Annotated in this window: 14 protein-coding genes; 5 read left to right on the top strand and 9 right to left on the bottom strand. The window is 58.7% G+C overall.

From position 1 onward, the window contains the following. Nucleotides 1-78: 78 nt before the first annotated feature. Entirely contained in the window at nt 79-954 is an 876-nt protein-coding gene (locus I2H38_RS01135; RefSeq protein ID WP_196269960.1) for a class I SAM-dependent methyltransferase, read from the bottom strand. A 673-nt stretch (nt 955-1,627) separates the two neighbouring features. On the opposite strand from I2H38_RS01135, the gene asnB (I2H38_RS01130) reads away from it, so the two are divergent. Genes asnB (I2H38_RS01130) through I2H38_RS01115 form a run of 4 tightly spaced genes read left to right on the top strand, consistent with a single transcriptional unit; the run spans nt 1,628 to nt 6,574 of the window. Continuing rightward, on the top strand, nt 1,628-3,565 hold the full coding sequence (gene asnB, locus I2H38_RS01130; RefSeq protein ID WP_196269959.1) for an asparagine synthase (glutamine-hydrolyzing): 1,938 nt from the start codon (nt 1,628-1,630) through the stop codon (nt 3,563-3,565). Between the two features lie 22 nt (nt 3,566-3,587). After that, entirely contained in the window at nt 3,588-4,535 is a 948-nt protein-coding gene (locus tag I2H38_RS01125) for an NAD-dependent epimerase/dehydratase family protein (protein WP_196269958.1), read from the top strand. Nucleotides 4,536-4,546: 11 nt separating this feature from the next. Then, nucleotides 4,547-5,488 (top strand): NAD-dependent epimerase/dehydratase family protein, encoded by a 942-nt coding sequence (locus I2H38_RS01120; protein ID WP_196269957.1) that lies wholly within the window; start codon nt 4,547-4,549, stop codon nt 5,486-5,488. Between the two features lie 21 nt (nt 5,489-5,509). Then, nucleotides 5,510-6,574: an NAD-dependent epimerase/dehydratase family protein gene (locus tag I2H38_RS01115; RefSeq protein WP_196269956.1), complete on the top strand. Its 1,065-nt coding sequence runs from the start codon at nt 5,510-5,512 to the stop codon at nt 6,572-6,574. A 284-nt stretch (nt 6,575-6,858) separates the two neighbouring features. Here I2H38_RS01115 and I2H38_RS01110 read toward each other — a convergent pair whose 3' ends face one another. The 3 genes from I2H38_RS01110 to I2H38_RS01100 all read right to left on the bottom strand — a co-directional run bounded on the left by I2H38_RS01110 (nt 6,859) and on the right by I2H38_RS01100 (nt 10,893). After that, nucleotides 6,859-7,377, bottom strand: a complete 519-nt coding sequence (locus I2H38_RS01110) for a GNAT family N-acetyltransferase (RefSeq protein ID WP_324617341.1) — start codon at nt 7,375-7,377, stop codon at nt 6,859-6,861. Between the two features lie 135 nt (nt 7,378-7,512). Then, a complete protein-coding gene (asnB, locus tag I2H38_RS01105) occupies nt 7,513-9,414 on the bottom strand; it encodes an asparagine synthase (glutamine-hydrolyzing) (protein ID WP_196269954.1) in 1,902 nt (633 codons plus the stop codon). A 3-nt stretch (nt 9,415-9,417) separates the two neighbouring features. Further along, entirely contained in the window at nt 9,418-10,893 is a 1,476-nt protein-coding gene (locus tag I2H38_RS01100) for a glycosyltransferase (RefSeq protein ID WP_196269953.1), read from the bottom strand. A gap of 606 nt (nt 10,894-11,499) precedes the next feature. On the opposite strand from I2H38_RS01100, the gene I2H38_RS01095 reads away from it, so the two are divergent. Continuing rightward, nucleotides 11,500-11,694 carry a con-10 family general stress protein gene (locus I2H38_RS01095; protein WP_196269952.1) on the top strand — a complete coding sequence of 65 codons (195 nt, stop codon included), beginning with the start codon at nt 11,500-11,502 and terminating at the stop codon, nt 11,692-11,694. Between the two features lie 84 nt (nt 11,695-11,778). Here I2H38_RS01095 and I2H38_RS01090 read toward each other — a convergent pair whose 3' ends face one another. The 5 genes from I2H38_RS01090 to I2H38_RS01070 form a co-directional block, all read right to left on the bottom strand. Next, complete coding sequence (locus tag I2H38_RS01090; protein ID WP_196269951.1) at nt 11,779-12,237, bottom strand: hypothetical protein; 459 nt, start codon at nt 12,235-12,237, stop codon at nt 11,779-11,781. 137 nt (nt 12,238-12,374) lie between these two features. Then, entirely contained in the window at nt 12,375-12,611 is a 237-nt protein-coding gene (locus I2H38_RS01085; protein WP_196269950.1) for a hypothetical protein, read from the bottom strand. A gap of 292 nt (nt 12,612-12,903) precedes the next feature. Further along, complete coding sequence (locus I2H38_RS01080) at nt 12,904-13,437, bottom strand: PRC-barrel domain-containing protein (RefSeq protein ID WP_229426486.1); 534 nt, start codon at nt 13,435-13,437, stop codon at nt 12,904-12,906. 297 nt (nt 13,438-13,734) lie between these two features. Beyond that, complete coding sequence (locus tag I2H38_RS21325; RefSeq protein WP_196269948.1) at nt 13,735-15,582, bottom strand: ABC transporter ATP-binding protein/permease; 1,848 nt, start codon at nt 15,580-15,582, stop codon at nt 13,735-13,737. 47 nt (nt 15,583-15,629) lie between these two features. Beyond that, entirely contained in the window at nt 15,630-16,163 is a 534-nt protein-coding gene (locus I2H38_RS01070) for a hypothetical protein (protein ID WP_196269947.1), read from the bottom strand. Between the last annotated feature and the right edge of the window lie 297 nt (nt 16,164-16,460).

Genomic DNA, 16,460 nt, shown 5'->3' with positions numbered 1-16,460 from the left:
GCTGTCTAAGCTTCCAGGGAATGGGCTGGTCAGATTGCTCGAGCGTCTCTCATCAGAAAGCTTACAAATCTGAGATCTTCATTTTTTCTTCAGACGCAGACAGAGATCCACACCCGCGACCAAGCCATCGTGGTGGGGGATGCCTCGTTCATCGATTGTCAGATTTAGCAAAAATTGACGGCTTTCTGGTCGCAATTCAGGGTTCATTATCGCCTCAAAGCGGCGAGCGAACAGATGAAGCTCCCATGCTGACGCGGCACAGCCTATCGAGACCACCTCGAAACCTACCTGCTCGCACATGGCGGCAAATTCGCTTGGTCGATAGGGGCGCGCGATCGGACAATCCTCGCCATCCGTGGTCCTCGCGAAGGCCTCGCGGATGTCGAGTTCCTTATACCGGCCCTCTGTCGCCATCTTGATGAAGGCAACGTAGAGATGGAGCCAAAGGCTTTCGTAATTGTACACCATAATCTGAGCTTCGCCGTCATCCGCGAGAACACGATGGAGTTCGCGCATGATAAGCACGGGGTCAGGGGTGTGGTGCAAAACACCTGACGAGTGCACGAGGTCGAAGCTCTTTGAGGCGAAAGGCAATTCTTTTGTGTCAGTGCCGATATGAACAAGTTCGGCGAAATGGCTATGCAAATTCAAGCGCGATGCTGCTTCCTCCAAGGAGGGGAAAGACACATCGATCCCGACGACTTTGGCTTCCCGCGAGTGATGGCAAAACCCGACGAGGTCGTGCCCCGGGCCGCATCCGTAGTCGAGGATCCGCTTGCCATCGTGTCCGGCGACCGGCATCAGATCGATATAGCCCGGATACTGATCATTTCGCCACGCAAGATACGCTAGCGATTCCTCCGGGGAGGAAAACCGCTTATGCAGCGTAACGTTGTGGTCGCTCCAGTATTCGGATACGTTTCCATTCGTTATCAGTTGGGCAGCTTGAGACATCGAATAACTTTCGTGGCGGAATTCATCAAATTAAACGAACTCCTATTTGGCGACAGCAGCATTTCTTTTGGGAAACGCCTCAAACAAAGACAACGTACACTCAGCTGTTGCCGGATCCTGCACTTAACGCTTTCTTGGTGGCGCCGAATGGCTATCAATCCTACTCGGAGCCATCCTATTCTTGGCTTATGATTTTTTGTTGAGTTGACATATTTCATCTGCGGCGGCAAGAGGAGGCTGGTCACTAAGGTTACTTAATCACGTTATAGGATGGTCCTTGTGCCGCTCTATCGCATGAGTGCGCTAACATCAACGATTGGCCTGCGCGGATCCAAGGGACCTGCCCTTTGAGGCCATTCCTGTGGTAGACACGAATCAAGGCTAAGCGCCGCTCGATGGTTATAATACGTCAGATTGAGTCATGGGGTTGCGTGAAGAAAGCCTAGGATCTGCTTCCCTGGGGCCAAACGGAAGCCTCGGAAGCGGAGTATGGGAACAATACTCCAGGCCTTTCCCGGCCATTTCCATGTCCTTCGGGCATTTGCGAAGCGCGGCTCCAGATAATAGGACAATCGACAGGGCTTGGGGTGACATGAAATTCGGATTCCAATAGAACCCGTTCAAGCCCGAAACGTGCCTTGCATGTTATGAAGTAGGAAGGACCTGGATCAAGATGTGTGGAATTGCTGGAGCGGTCTCTTTGGATCGCACACCTATCCGCGGGTTACCTTCCGTTTTAGGAGCGATGAGTCGGTTGATCGCCCATCGCGGTCCCGATGGGCAGGGCTTTTGGCAGGCGTCTAATGACGAATGCGGGTTGGCCCACCGCCGTCTCTCGATCATTGACCTCTCGGAAACAGGGCGTCAGCCCATGGTTGCACCGAGCGGCGCCGTACTGACTTTCAATGGCGAAATCTACAATTACCTCGAACTCATGGACGAACTGAAGGGCTCATGGGATTTCCGCTCTCGATCTGATTCGGAGGCGATCCTTGCTGCCTATGATCGTTGGGGAACTGATTGCTTGGACCACCTGCGGGGCATGTTCTCCTTTGCAATCTGGGACGGCGATCGCCTATTTGCCGCGCGTGACCGTTTCGGGATCAAGCCATTCTATTACGCGGTTGTCGATGGAGTCTTCTATTTCGCCTCGGAGATAAAAGCACTTCTACCCGTTCTTCCGGAAATCGCGACCGACCCCGATGCTCTAGGCGAGTATCTCACCTTCCAATACACGATCGGTGACAAGAGCCTTTTCAAGCATGTCCATGTGCTTTTGCCGGGACATGCGATCGTTATCGAGAAGGGCGAGGTTCGCATCCGCCGCTACTGGGATGTTCACTACAACGTTGACTTCGACCACACGCCGAAGTGGTTCGCGGAGCGGATGGAGGAGATCCTGCAGGAGTCGATCTCCGTGCATCTGCGGTCGGACGTGCCCGTCGGCGCTTATGTCTCAGGCGGCATCGACTCGAGTTTGATAGCAATCCTGGCTGCGCGAGAGGAATCCTCCGGTAAAGTTGGATTCCACGGGAAGTTTACGGAATTTCCCGGATACGACGAAAGCTCCTATGCCGAGGCCGCATCGAAGCAGGCCGGGCTCGAACTCCACCAGATCGACATCACTGCAGGTGACTTCCGAGATTCGATCGAGAAGGTCATCTACCATCTCGATCAGCCGGTGGCCGGCCCGGGTTCATTCCCGCAATACATGGTCTCAAAGCTTGCAGCGGAGCATGTGAAAGTGGTGCTTGGCGGGCAAGGAGGCGACGAGATCTTTGGCGGGTATGCCCGCTACCTGATTGCCTATTTCGAACAGGCACTCAGTTCCGCGATCGATGGCACGCATCGAGGCGGCAATTTCGTCGTAACTCCTGAATCGATCATTCCGCATCTAACCGTTCTTCAGGAATACAAACCGCTCATCCGGCAACTCTTTTCCAAGGGGCTCTTCGGGCCCCTGGATGAGCGGTACTTCCGCTTGGTTGACCGGTCCACCGATATGGAGAGCGAGGTCGACTGGTCGATGATCGACAGGAAAGCAGTCTTTGGCCGCTTCCAATCGATATTCAATTCCGAGCGCAATGTTCGCAAGGAGGCGTTGTTCGACTCCATGACGCACTTCGACTTCAAGTGCCTCCTGCCCGCTCTCCTTCAAGTGGAAGATCGGATGTCGATGGCTCATGGCCTTGAATCGCGTGTACCCTTGCTCGACCATTCCGTTGTTGAATTCGCGGCAACGATCCCGGCCGATATCAAGTTCAAGGGCGGACAGATGAAACACTTCGTCAAGTCGACCTTTGGTCAGAAACTCCCTCAGGAACTGATGCACCGTCGCGATAAGATGGGCTTCCCAGTGCCGCTAAAGGAGTGGTTCTCGGGTGAACTGCGCGACTTCACAATGGATATCTTCAGCACTCAGAAAAGCCGATCGCGGCCGTATTTCGATACGGACGTGATTCTCGGCAACTTTGACAAGGCCGAGCGCTTTTCCCGCAAGACATGGGGATTGCTGAGCCTTGAGTTGTGGCATCAGATCTTCCATGACCGCGCGTCTGATTATAGGCGCATGGTTGACGAAACACCTCCGCACATGGTTGCGGCACAGTAATTTCAGAGTTCAGGGGCGAGAAATGAAAGTTTTTGTAACGGGCGGCTCAGGTCAGGTTGGCTCGACGGTCGTGGACATGCTCCTTGCTCGGGGCGACGAAGTCATGGCTATCGACAATTTCGCGACGGGCCGACGGGACAACCTGTCCGCTCATCCGAAGCTGACCCTCGTGGAAGATACGATCGTTGACGGCAAGCTGATCGATCGCCTGTTCGGAGAGTTCAAGCCTCAGGTGGTCGTGCATACGGCGGCTTCCTACAAGGACCCCGAGGATTGGGGGACGGACGCTCTGGTGAACGCCGTTGGTACCGCAAACATTGCCAAGGCCTGCAAAGCCCACAAGGTTGATCGCCTGATCTACTTCCAGACGGCGCTTTGCTACGGCACCAAGCCGCTCCACCAGCCGATCCGTCTCGATCATCCGATTGACCCCGTGAATTCCAGCTATGCCATTTCCAAGACGGCCGGTGAGCACTATGTGCAGTTCTCGGGCGTCGACTGGGTGACGTTCCGTCTCGCCAATGTGATCGGCCCGCGCAACGTCTCGGGTCCTCTGCCGATCTTCTACAGCCGCCTATCAAAGGGGCAGAAGTGCTTTATTACGCCGGCACACCGCGACTTCTGTTATGCGGGCGATCTGGCCAAGGTAGTGGTGGAAGCCGCGCAAGGTAAGGGCGGCGGCACCTACCATTTCTCGTCGGGCAAGGATGTGGCGATCAAGGAACTCTACGACGCTGTCGTGAAAGCCATGAAGCTCAACGACTATCCAGAGCCCGAAGTGAAGCCGCTCGGCCCGGACGATGCGCCTTCGATCCTGCTCGATCCATCCCGGACCTTTGCTGATTTCGGCAATATCGCGTTCACCTCGCTTGACGAGATTGCCCGACTGTCGGTGGAACGGTGGCAGAACGAGGGTGTGGTGGGTGGTTACACCCACCTCAAAGAAGCCCGCGCCGAGATTCGGGGTTGAGCGGGGCAATCATGCGGATCTTGATCACGGGTGGTGCCGGCTGTCTCGGTTCCAATCTTACTGAGCGGTATTTGGAGGCCGGCCACGCTGTCTGCATCCTCGATAATTTCGCGACAGGACAGCGCGGATCCTTGCCTGAGGCGCATCCAAGAATGACTGTCGTAGAGGGCTCGATATATGATCGTGCCCTCGTCGACCGGGTTTTCGCCGATTTCGCGCCGACGCACGTCATCCATTCGGCCGCCGCCTATAAGGATCCTGACAATTGGATTGAAGATACGCGAACCAACGTGGAAGGTACTATCCACGTGGTAGAGGCGGCCCGCCTAGCTGGCGTCAAACGTTTCATCAATTTTCATACCGCTCTTGGTTACGGTCGTCCGGACACCCTGCCAATCCCGGTCTCGGCGCCCGCCCGCCCGTTCACGAGCTACGGTATCTCGAAGCAGGCCGGTGAGAACTATCTGGCCGTTTCGGGCATTCCCTATGTGTCGCTGCGGCTTGCCAATGTTACAGGCCCCCGTCTCGCGATCGGGCCGATTCCGACCTTCTATACCCGTCTGAAGGCCGGCAAGGGCTGTTTCTGTTCGAAGACGGTTCGTGATTTCATCGATATGGAGGATTTTTTCTCCGTGATGGATTTGGTCATGGAGGAGGGTGCTTCGACGGGCGTGTTCAACGTGTCGACCGGTACAGGCCACACGATCAAGGAGATCTTCGACATCGTCGTCGATCACCTGGGAATTTCCCTGTCCGAGCCTGTTCCGGTGGTTGAACCGGGTGCGGACGATGTGCCAGCGGTCGTGCTTGATCCCTCAGAAACGATCCGCGGATTTAACTGGAAGCCCCAATACTCCTTCGAACAAACGGTACGCCGTATGCTGAAATGGTACGACCAGCATGGTGTGACTGCTATCTACAGTCATCTCAAGGCGCCGTCTCCCGCGCAGTAATTTTAGAACGGATTGATCACCATGGCCGAGAGTTTTGAGGGCACCAATGTGCTCGTCGTGGGCGGCGCAGGATTCGTCGGATCGAACCTGGTTCGCCTCATCCTGAAGGAGCGTCCGCGCAAGCTGACGATCGTCGATAATTTCCTGTCAGCTGACCCCATCAATATTCCCAACGATCCGGCGGTGAGGCTCGTCACCGGCTCGATCACAAACGAGCGGATCTTGCGGGAACTGGATAACGACCTCGACTACGCTTACCATTTGGCCTGCTATCACGGGAACCAGTCATCCATTCATGATCCGCTGGCGGATCATGAGAACAACAACATCACCAGTCTTAAGCTGTTCGAGCGACTGAAGGACATCAAGAGTCTCAAGAAGGTCGTCTATGCGGCAGCTGGCTGCGCCGTGGCCGCGAAGACCTTCGATGGGGCTCAGGCGACGAAGGAAGATGCGCCGGTTTCGTTGTTCCATGACAGTCCGTACTCGATTTCTAAACTCGTCGGCGAGATGTACGGCAATTACTACTTCACTCGTCATGGCATGCCATTCGTCAAAGCCCGTTTTCAGAACGTCTTTGGTCCCGGTGAAATTCTCGGCGCGGGACGGTGGCGCGGCACTCCGGCGACCGTCTGGCGCAATGTGACCCCGACCTTCGTCTGGAAGTCCCTCCATGGCGAGGCGCTGCCGGTTGAGAACGGCGGCATCGCAAGCCGCGACTTCATCTTTGTTGAGGACATGGCGCGAGGACTGATGGCCTGCGCTCTGCGGGGCGAGCCCGGCGAGATCTACAATCTTGGATCGGGCGTCGAGACTACCATTCGTGAACTCGCGGAGCGAGTAAACAAGCTAACCGGAAATCCGACACCCATTGCGCTGACTCCGGCACGCGACTGGGATCGTTCGGGCCAGCGCTTCGGCGACCCTAGCAAGGCGCGCGAAAAGCTCGGCTTCACAGCGCTAGTATCACACGAAGAGGGTCTGCGTCGCACGGTAGAGTGGACAAAGGCGCATCGGGAGACGATCATGCGATGCATGCTGCAGCATGTTCATTTTCTACCTGATGTCAGATCGTATGAAGCCTAATTTTTCGGCTTTGGCTTGATCAAACAAGTCTGCCCTTGGGAAATCCTGATTGATTGAGTCCGACCTGTTTCAAGGTCGGACCATAATGCGTCCACGGCTTATGGAAGACTCGATCATCGGAATTTTGCGAGAGCAGGAAGCCGGTGTGAAGAGTGACGGCCTGTGCCGCGATTGCGTAGGCGAGCCGTTTTTGTGGTGGGCCGGTCTTGCAGCCAAATCCCAGCTTTTCCGCATCGAGAGGGCTGCCTATCGACTAGGGCACCTCAGCGTCCTTACGCTGTTGCTCAAGGCCTCTCGCGCAACACAGCCATGACAATGACATCAAGCCAGCGCCCTTCCACGAAGGCCGCCCTGCGCATGACGCCCTCCACTTCAAGGCCAGTCTTTTCATAGGCTCTAATTGCGCGGGTATTCGTCTGAAACACGCGGAGCCAAAGCCGCTGCAGGTTCAGATCATCGAATGCAAATCGAGTCGCAAGCTTCAGAGCTTCCGTACCGAGCCCCCTACCCTGTTTCTCAGGGCTGCCGATCCTAATGGTGAGCTCGGCCGTTCTATGTATGCGATGGATATCGATCAGCTGGATCGTTCCTACGAGCGGACCGTCAGCGGTCTCTCGGATTGCAAAAGCGACGCGGGAGTCATCCCTCCCAAGAGCTTCGAGCCAAGCCACGTGCCTAGGATATGCGACCGGACCATAAGGCGCATTCAATCGAACCGCTTCAGCATCGTTAATCCACCGATAGAGCGTCTCGCTGTCATCGGGACGTATTTCGGTAAGGACGACGTTTTCGCCTTTTAGCACCAAGAAGCCCCCCCGGCGCGCGCCAAACGAAGTTCAAGCAACTTATAAGCTGCAGCCCGAGCCGTAAACAGCCGAGCCGCCCCTGTAGTTGAAAGACTATGAGGGGATGGAAAAATCACTCGGCGATGGTTCGGGTCATAGGCTGACACCGAAGCGCTCTCCCCAAATGCCCATGTTGACGATGCGCCAAAGGGTGAAATCGACATTCCGGCGCCCCTCCAGCATGTCCGAGACGAGAGCACGGGTGCCCTTAGGTTCGAGCAGGTCGGGGTAGCGCTTGAGAGTCGCTTCCACGCCATCGAGGATCATACCTTTGAGAGGTCCGCGGAACCAGACTTCCTCGGGCGTGGAGAACCCGAGCTTGTCGCGGCGCTCGCGCACGCTCTCCGGAAGGGTGTGGCTCATGGCCTTGCGCAGCACCCGCTTGGTGTCGGACCGCACGATCTTATGCGTATTCCCCAAGGCGAGGTTGAACTCCACGAGCCGATGATCGAGGAAAGGCACGCGCGCCTCGATCGAATGCGCCATGGAGTTGCGGTCCTCCCAGTGCAGGAGCATCTGGAGGTTCGAGGCGAATGTCAGGACCACGCACAGCGATGCGATATCGGTAATGGGCGGCAAGCCATTGACCTGGCTCGCGATCTCGAGCGCCGAGGGAGCGGATTGCAGCGGCCGGAGGGCTTCGGACCCCATCCAGTCGTGATTCACGAGCACCTGACGCTGACGGAGCAGGAAGCCCCGCAGGCTCGGCGGCAGCACCGGCCCGATGAAGCGCTTGGCCTGCTCCATGAAAGAGACACCGTGAATACGGTCGCGTTCAACCATCGTCCGCAGCAGGGTCACATAGTCCCGCCGCCGGATCAGATCCGACATGTAGTAGACGTAAGACGAATGATAGCCAGCCAATTGCTCGTCCGCGCCCTGGCCATCCAGCATGACCTTGATGCCGGCCTTCTTGGCCTCCTCGAACACGCACCACTGGGCGAAGATCGAGGTTGAGCCGAAGGGCTCGTCCTGATGCCAGGTGATGTCCCCTGCCCGCTTGAACACCTCTTCCGCGCGCGGGAAGATGTAGTGCGGATTGGCGCCCGTCTTGCTGACGACCGCCTCCATGAAGGGCTTCTCGTCGACACTCTTTTCCGCGTAGCAAGCGGACACCGTGTTGACGCGAGCGCCGTTACCTTCCTGCCCGAACATGTCGGACATCAAGCATACGATCGCCGAGGAATCGAGGCCGCCGGAAAGGCAGGACCCGACCGGAACGTCCGACCGCAAATGCATGCGGACGGAGTCGGTCAGAAGCTCCCGGAAACGTTCCGCGGCTTCCGCCTCTGAAATCTGGAGCGTCGAATGCGTGGGGATACGATACCAGCGGCGGGGCTCATATTGACCGGTCCAAGGGCGAGACACGTCGATCGTCACGCAGGACCCGGCCTGAAGCTGCAAGACGCCTTCGAACATGGTCTCCGAGGTGTGGTCGCTGATGCCGGAGGCGAGGAAGTCCCTCACCCGCGCCAGATTCATGCGGCTCTCGATGCCGCGAAGGCCAAGAAGCTGCTTGATCTCGGAAGCGAATGCGATGCCATGGTGGTTGGCCGCGATATAGAGTGGCTTGATCCCGAACCGGTCGCGCGCCGCGAACAGGCGCTTCTCGCGGCTATCCCAAATGAGGAATGCGAACATCCCCATGAACCGGTCGAGGCAGGCCTCACCCCATTCCCTATAGGAAGCAAGAAGCACTTCGCTGTCGCTATCGGACTTGAAATAGTGCCCCTTCGCCCGCAGCTCGTCGCGCAGCTCGAGGTAATTGTAGATTTCGCCGTTGAATACGAGGTTGAACCGTCCGGATTCATCCGACATCGGCTGCAGGCCGGCATCGCTGACGTCGATGATCGCAAGGCGGCGGTGACCGAGCGCCACGGGACCGGCCGATGAAGCAAATTCCTGCCAACCAGTCCCGTCAGGACCGCGATGGGAGATGATGTCGATCCGCTCGCGCTCGGGCTGAAAGCCAATAGATCCGTAGAGTCCGCACATCGATTATGACTTTCTTCTATCGGCAACGAGCCGCGCGCAAAGGGAGACCAGTGTCTCGCTTTCCTTCTGCCAGTTCAGTTGCCGGGCCGCCGCCAGGGACAGGCGCTTGTACCGGTCGATGGACGCCCGGTCGAGGGAATTGATGGCCGCTGCAATGGATGCCGGCTCCATCCCCGAGAACAGGAGGCCAAGGTCGTGCTCCTTGACCAGGCGGGCCATCTCCGGAAGATCGGAGACGCACAGAGCCAGGCCCGCCATTGTGTATTCGAAGAACTTGTTGGGCAAGGCGAAGCGGTTGTGCCGGGAATGGTCCGGCAGGGCGAAAAGGCCGACATCAAAGGCATTTGCCGCGCGGACCAGATCGACCATCGGAACGGGAGGCGCCAACTGCACCCGTCCCTGGACTCCGGCGCTTACGATGGCGCTTGCGAGTTGGGCCCGATACTCGTCCGACGCGGGCCCGCGAATGGTCAAGGCGAATTCCGGCCGCCAGAGGGCAACGCTGCGGATGCACTCCTCCAGGCCGCGCCCGGGAGCGACGATGCCGTGATAGAGGACCTCGATCCGTTCGCCCGTGGGTCGGAACGGCATTTCCTGATAGGTTGGCGTGTTGCGGATGACCAGCGGGCGCTCTTTCAGGTCGTAGAGCTCCTGGAGCCGATCCGCGATGCCGTCGGAGACGCAGGTCACCAGCGCGGCTTCCTTGAGGCATTCGCGTTCGATGGCCACGGTCACGGGACGATGTAGAAGCCGCCAGCGGAGGCGCTCCGTATATTCGTCCGCGGCAAGCTCATGGGTATCGTAGACGAAAATCGAACCCTGCTCCCGCGCGAGGCGGCGGGCGATTGGGAGGGCAGTCCAGTCGTTCGCGAGCCAGAGATCGGGCCGCCGACTCGCGCCGAGACGGTAGAGATCGTCAAAGCGGCTATTGAGGCTCCAATAGACACGATCTGCGTACCGCGGCCAGACGCGCGGAGCCTGCATGCGCGCGACATAGCGGACCTGCCGAAGCCGGCGGGTCCCTTGCCCGACCGCCCAGGATAGCCCCGAGTATTTCGCGGCGGCGCGGCTGAACCTGGTGAGTTCCGGCGCACGCAACCCCATTCGTGCGCCGACCGCGCAGGCCCTGCGCCGCAGGGCAAAGTAGAGCTCATCCGGAGAGGTCGCGACCCTGGCGAGACGCTGCCCGATCGTCAAACTCGCTGTATCGACGAGGTCTCGAGGCTGTCCGGCGATGACCGGCGACTGCTCCACGGGGGTCTTGCGATCCACATCATCTAGAATGGACCAGGTCGGCGCCAGGGATCGAGCATCCGGTAATCCCACACCGAACACATCCCAGCCAGCGCCCGAAAAAGCATCGCCCTGTCGCCGAACGCGAGGATCATCCGCGATTTGCGAAAGCGCCACGACGCCAATGGCCGGCTTTTCCAGACGCGAGGTCCGACCGAGAATTTGCGAAGATTCACTATCGTTCATGATAAATATTGAGGCACCGCTTAGGAATCGAGAGTTCGGCCGGCTTTGCGCAACCCCGAGGCAATAAAAGATCGAATCTGTCCTGTCTAGGTGCGCCCCGCGCCGGGGCATGTAGCACACGCCCAACAGATCCCATCCCCAACGAAGGCCCGCGCGACGCCGCACCCCGGTGGTGGCAGTCTGTCTCAAGCCGCGCCCGCACGCGACATGCCGCCGCGCAGGCCAGCGTATCAATGTCAGAACGAGACAGCCCTGTTCCAAAGGGCGGTCCCAACCTGAACTTCATCGGCAGCCGCGATGCCTCAAGGGATATTGCAGGTCAAATGAGGCTGGGGACGCGCAAAAAGCCCCAATCGGAAGCGCGGCGTCTGTCGCCTGTGCAGTCTCGATATCCATCAAAGGGAGGAGACCAGCACCGAGAACAAAGCGCCCGCTGAGGAATAAAAGTGCGCCCTATCGAACGAGGCCGCGACAATGCTCGCAACCGCGAGACCTCGTTTCCGGAGGCGCGACGTCATCTCACCGGTAAAGGGCCAGATCCGACCGGAACCATCCAAACTGCACGCGGTTTTCAAGTCAGAAGATCAACCGCTTAGGAGGCGCGTGATGGCAACAGGAAGTTCGACTTCGAAGCGCGGCTTCGCGTCGATGGATGGAGATCGGCAGCGCGAGATCGCAAGCAAGGGTGGAAAGAGCGTTCCGGCAGAGAAGCGGTCATTCTCTCAGGATCGGGAGCTTGCATCGGAAGCTGGGCGCAAAGGCGGCCAGGCTTCGGGAGGCAGCAGAAACCCTCAGGACTGAACCAGAAAGTCCAAATTGAAAAAGGGGCCGCATGACGGCCCCTTTATTTTTGCGAAACTCGACGGGGGTAACAGGATTAAATGCCTATAGGCTAAAGTTGAAGCCTGCCGGGCTCAAGGAAGGCGGTACGGCCTCCTCGCGGATCGATCGATCGGCCACGATGATCCGGAATTCGGAGAGCGTTGGAACATCGAGTGGAAGGTACGTCCGCTCGATCTGCCGCACGAGGTCCACGACCAGCGATGCTGCGACCTCGATGGAGGACAGTCCAAGCGCGCGCGCAGCCTCACGTGCGAGCTCCGAATCCCCATAACGCGAGGCCCCGAGCAGGGTCACGAGACAATACTCGTCGATTGTCCCCCGGCGTGACCCTGGCGGCTGATGGGACAGCGGCGAACGCCGTTGCTGCCGGGCGAGGCAGAACGCAAGCAGCAGAGCATCCGACACGATGGTCCTGGCCGCCTCGGCTCCCGTCAAACGCGTCAATGCCTCTTCGGGGCCGTTGAGAAGGGTCAGGTCGTAACGATCCTCGAGCCGTCGCAAGGAACGGAATACATCGAGGATAGGAACGATGCTCGGGTGGAACAGGATGCAAATCGACCTGGACTGAGAACGGGGACCCTCAATCATGGAATGGGGAGACCTGGCAACGGGAAGACCTGGGATATTATCTGAATCGGCTACATGCGATCGGCTCTTCCCGCGGCAAAACTGTGACGCCAGGCCGGAATGATGAGATGTCGACGCAGAAGCAGCGGGCACATCACTTCATCCTGCTCGCTCGTGGGAACGATTCCGCTCAACATCGAAGCGACGGACGGCTTGTCGCGAGATGCCGCGCTCGATGCCAAGCGGCAGAATTCATCAGGGAGTTCTTCCTGGCTAAGAATGGCATCAAGCTCGTTTGTCGCTGTCATCGCTTCCTCCGCTTAACGTTTGCTAGGGGCAACGTGTCGAGATTGTCAGGGTTCCTCGTGCGGCAATGCGTCCAACGCGGTCCCGAGGTCGGTTTGCGAGAGAATTCCCAAAGCAGGCTTTCTTCCTTCGGAACAATCCCTCCGTCGGGGCGTTGATCTGACAACCGGTTCGAATGCCCCCTCGCGCCGGCAACTCTGAGGCGTGGCCGCCCCCGCGGCCGCGCCTTTTTATTGGGCACGGGCGCCGCGAAAAATGCAGCGCGGGAGGTCCCCGCGCTGCAACAGCCAGGCCTTACGGCTTGGGAGCTGGCGTTGTCGTCGCTCCGGGCGCGGTGTTGCGATCCGGGTTGAAACTCGGAGCAGCCTGAAGATCGACCTTCGTCATCCGCAGGATAATGAGTTCCGGCGCAGAGAGACGCCCCGAGGGCGCTGGAACGGTCGCGGTCGAACCGGTGGATGGGACGTTGCCGTTGGTCATCGCGTTGACCTGCTCGCGCGTAGCGAATTGAAGCGCACTAAAGGGAATAGCCACGTATTTCTCGCCAATTCCCAGAAATCCGCCGACGCCGATGACCGCCGCGACGGGCCGTCCGTCACGTTCCACAATCACGTCGTTGACATCGCCAATCGACTCGTTGTTGGCACTGATGACTTTTGTGCCGATGAGCTTGGACGCAAGATAGTGGTTCGGCCCCATCTGCGTCATGAACGGGCCCGACATGGCGGATGAACCGGAGGGCGAGGGCGCGGTCGAGGTCTGTGCGAAGGCGGGCGCGGCCCCCAAAGCCGTCACGACGAGACACGCTGCGATATGCTTCGTCAGCATCGGATAATCTCCTTCACAAATGTCATGTAATCGCATGATGCGCCAATATACGCGGTTGCCTAACGCAGCCATCAACCGCCCGTTCCACATACTTTACGCTTGAGTTTCAAGTGCTACGCTTCCGCTGGCGCGCCGAACTGACTAAAATCAAAGTTATTACATACACATTACGCAATCATCATCGGCGATATGGCCTAGTTCCGAAATTTTGGCCAAGATGTTCCAGTAAAATCTGTCGAGCGGAAGAATTAACCTCGATTCAACGTCGCAGCTCGCGCTGCAAGAGCGACGTTAGCGTCACACATTACCGTCATTGGGCGCCTCGGGAGGTGCCTGTCGCCGGAACAGGAGAGCGAGCGCCCGGCGCAGGGCGAAGCCGGTGGGAGACAAGGCCTCGTCAGCAACCAGTCTGGCCCCGTCCTTGCGGCGCGCAAGCACGAGGCGACGGTTGTGGAAGGCTTCAAGTTCAGGCCGGTGTCCGACGCTAATCATGGCGGCCTCCGGAAGCCGCTCCGTCATCCGCCGCAGCAGACGCGCCTGTGTTTCCGGATCGAGGGCGGAAGTGGCCTCATCCATGACGATGATGTCCGGCTTCTGAATGAAGAGCTGCGCGAAGGTCAGCCGCTGTTGCTCCCCGCCCGATAGAGTGCGGTCCCATGGCACGCCCCTGTCGTGGATCCGGTCGACGAGATGACCAAGCCCCGCATCGGTCAACGCCTGAGTGACCTCATCGTCGTCAAGGCTATCGGTCGGGTTAGGATAGGCTACCGCGTGTTTGAGCGTGCCGATGGGTACGTAGGGACGCTGCGGCATGAAGAAGAGCTTCGAACCGCGACGGATTGTGATCTCCCCATTGCCCCAGGGCCAAAGTCCTGCGATCGCACGGATCAGTGTGCTCTTGCCCGCGCCGGATTCTCCGACCACGAGGACCTTTTCACCCGGATTGATCTCGACCTGGGTCTCACGGACGACGGCGGTTCCATCGTCGAGATTGACCGATAGGCGGTGCAGCTCGAGAGCCGCGAACTCCTCCTTCTCGGATCGCAGAATATGGCCGACGCCCGGCTGCTCGGCCAGTTGCAGCCTTTCGAGCGAAACCAGGAGACCTGCCACCCGGTTGGCCGAGGCCGTCCAGTTGGCGAGATTGGGATAGTTTTCCACCAACCAGTTGAACGATTGCTGCACGGTCACGAAGGCGGTCGAGGCCTGCATGACTTCCCCGAGCGACATCGTGCCGGCCAGGTATTTGGGCGCGCAAAGGAGGAGTGGGATCACGGGCGCGAGAACGAAATTCCCGTATGACACCACCGTGGTGCGGAGATATTGGCCGCACAGCGCCCGCCATTGCATGATGACGTGACCGAGCGCGACACTGAGGCCGCTGCGCTCTTCAGGCTCACCGCCGAGCAGGGCAATGCTTTCGCCGTTTTCACGCAACCGTGTCGCGGCATAGCGAAACTCTGCCTCCGCCTGGTTCTTCCTCTCCGCCACCTCGACGAACCGACGGCCGATGAACAGCATCGCCGTCGTGGTGACCAGCGAATAGAGCACCGCCACCAGGACGAGGTAGCCGGGGATCTCGACCCGATGCCCACTCCACTCGACATCGAGCGTGCCGCCGACTGCCCAGAGAACGCTGATGAAGGTCATCGCGGTCAGCACCGCTGTTGTGACGCCAAAGGCAAAATCGACGGGGGATTCCGTTGCGATGCGCGTGTCGTCTGCGATCCTGAATTCCGGGTTCTGGTGCTCGCCTTTCACGAAGTTCAGCTGATAATAGCGGCCGTTCTTCAGCCATGTGTCGACCTGATGATCGGTCAACCAAGCGCGCCAGGCGCGCTGCGTTGTTAGACGACCCCAAACGGACGCCACGTTGAAGATCACGGATGCAAGAGCCAGCGGCGCGAAGAGAAGGGAAACCCAGGCCACAAGCGCCAAATCACGCTTCTCGAGAGCGTCGAAAATGTCGCGGTTCCAGATATTCAGGCGATACTGGATGAAAAGCTGGCCGAGGATGATCGCCAGCAGGGTAAGCGTGAGAAACCAGGCCTCGCGTTTCGATTGCCCCGTCCAAAATCCGGAGGCCGTACGCCAGAACCGGGCGAAAAGCCGACGGCGTTCGAATGGCGCGCCTGTATCGTTCACCTACTCTTTCTCCGCCTCCACGAGCCTGACATGGACAGACCGCCACATCACAGGAGCGACTGATCGAGATAGGCAAGACACAAGCTCGGCGCCCTGTCCGCACTGGCGCGAACAAGAGAGCTGACATCGGTGACGCATCCGACCGGATAACGCGGCTTGTTGACCGGCCCCTGGCTCGGCGTGTCACTTCCCTCGCGCCGGGTGACGGGAAGCTGCACCGGGGGGCCACGCATTTCTTCTTTAAGGGTGATGACCGGAAGCTCGGTATCTTTGGCGAGGACCGTGGTGCCCGTCCGAGGATCCGAGGAATATAGGATCGTGCCGGTCTCATCACGCAGGATCACGGTGACCTTGGACAGCCCAACGAGCTCGACGGTCGAAACACTCGTGCGATCTCGTGCGGGACTTGGCCCGGAAATGCGGTTACTCTTGACAATGTCACCGGATTGAGGTTCGGCAGCCCGCTGTGTCGCCCCTCGGGCTTGCGCCGGTGTCTCGATCGTCAAATCACCCGGAACCAAACCGCCTGCCAGGAAGGCGGCGCCGGCCAGTCCAATCAATAGAATGGGTGCACGCGCCATTCGCGCCTCCTGTCTTTCCACCTTTACTGTTTGGAAAAACAACGCGACCGTATCCATGATGTTCCTGAGGCGGCGCGCCTGCAAAGAACCGGTAGTTCCGTAACGAAATAAGGGGAACCTTTGTTCTCATATCCGCGTTCATGGAATACCGGCCTCCTGGTCCTCCCCGCATTCCCCTTGTGCATTGGCCGGCACCTTAAGACGGGCCCCATTGGCCCGTCTTTTTTATTTATCCCTATCCATGTTTTGCATATTTAAGCTTGGCATTAAAAGAAAAAGCCCGGCTCTGACGCCGGG

This window comes from Microvirga alba (assembly GCF_015694465.1).
In the GTDB taxonomy this organism is placed as follows: domain Bacteria; phylum Pseudomonadota; class Alphaproteobacteria; order Rhizobiales; family Beijerinckiaceae; genus Microvirga; species Microvirga alba.
This window is presented reverse-complemented; position numbering and strand designations above follow the sequence as displayed.

Bases quoted from the DNA above. Each gene is read 5' to 3' on its own strand.
- I2H38_RS01070 (WP_196269947.1), bottom strand. From the start codon at position 16,163: ATGGCGCGTGCACCCATTCTATTGATTGGACTGGCCGGCGCCGCCTTC.
- I2H38_RS01080 (WP_229426486.1), bottom strand. From the start codon at position 13,437: ATGCTGACGAAGCATATCGCAGCGTGTCTCGTCGTGACGGCTTTGGGG.
- I2H38_RS01095 (WP_196269952.1), top strand. From the start codon at position 11,500: ATGGCAACAGGAAGTTCGACTTCGAAGCGCGGCTTCGCGTCGATGGAT.
- I2H38_RS01115 (WP_196269956.1), top strand. From the start codon at position 5,510: ATGGCCGAGAGTTTTGAGGGCACCAATGTGCTCGTCGTGGGCGGCGCA.
- I2H38_RS01135 (WP_196269960.1), bottom strand. From the start codon at position 954: ATGTCTCAAGCTGCCCAACTGATAACGAATGGAAACGTATCCGAATAC.
- asnB (WP_196269954.1), bottom strand. From the start codon at position 9,414: ATGTGCGGACTCTACGGATCTATTGGCTTTCAGCCCGAGCGCGAGCGG.
- I2H38_RS01085 (WP_196269950.1), bottom strand. From the start codon at position 12,611: ATGACAGCGACAAACGAGCTTGATGCCATTCTTAGCCAGGAAGAACTC.
- I2H38_RS01120 (WP_196269957.1), top strand. From the start codon at position 4,547: ATGCGGATCTTGATCACGGGTGGTGCCGGCTGTCTCGGTTCCAATCTT.
- I2H38_RS01100 (WP_196269953.1), bottom strand. From the start codon at position 10,893: ATGAACGATAGTGAATCTTCGCAAATTCTCGGTCGGACCTCGCGTCTG.
- I2H38_RS01125 (WP_196269958.1), top strand. From the start codon at position 3,588: ATGAAAGTTTTTGTAACGGGCGGCTCAGGTCAGGTTGGCTCGACGGTC.
- asnB (WP_196269959.1), top strand. From the start codon at position 1,628: ATGTGTGGAATTGCTGGAGCGGTCTCTTTGGATCGCACACCTATCCGC.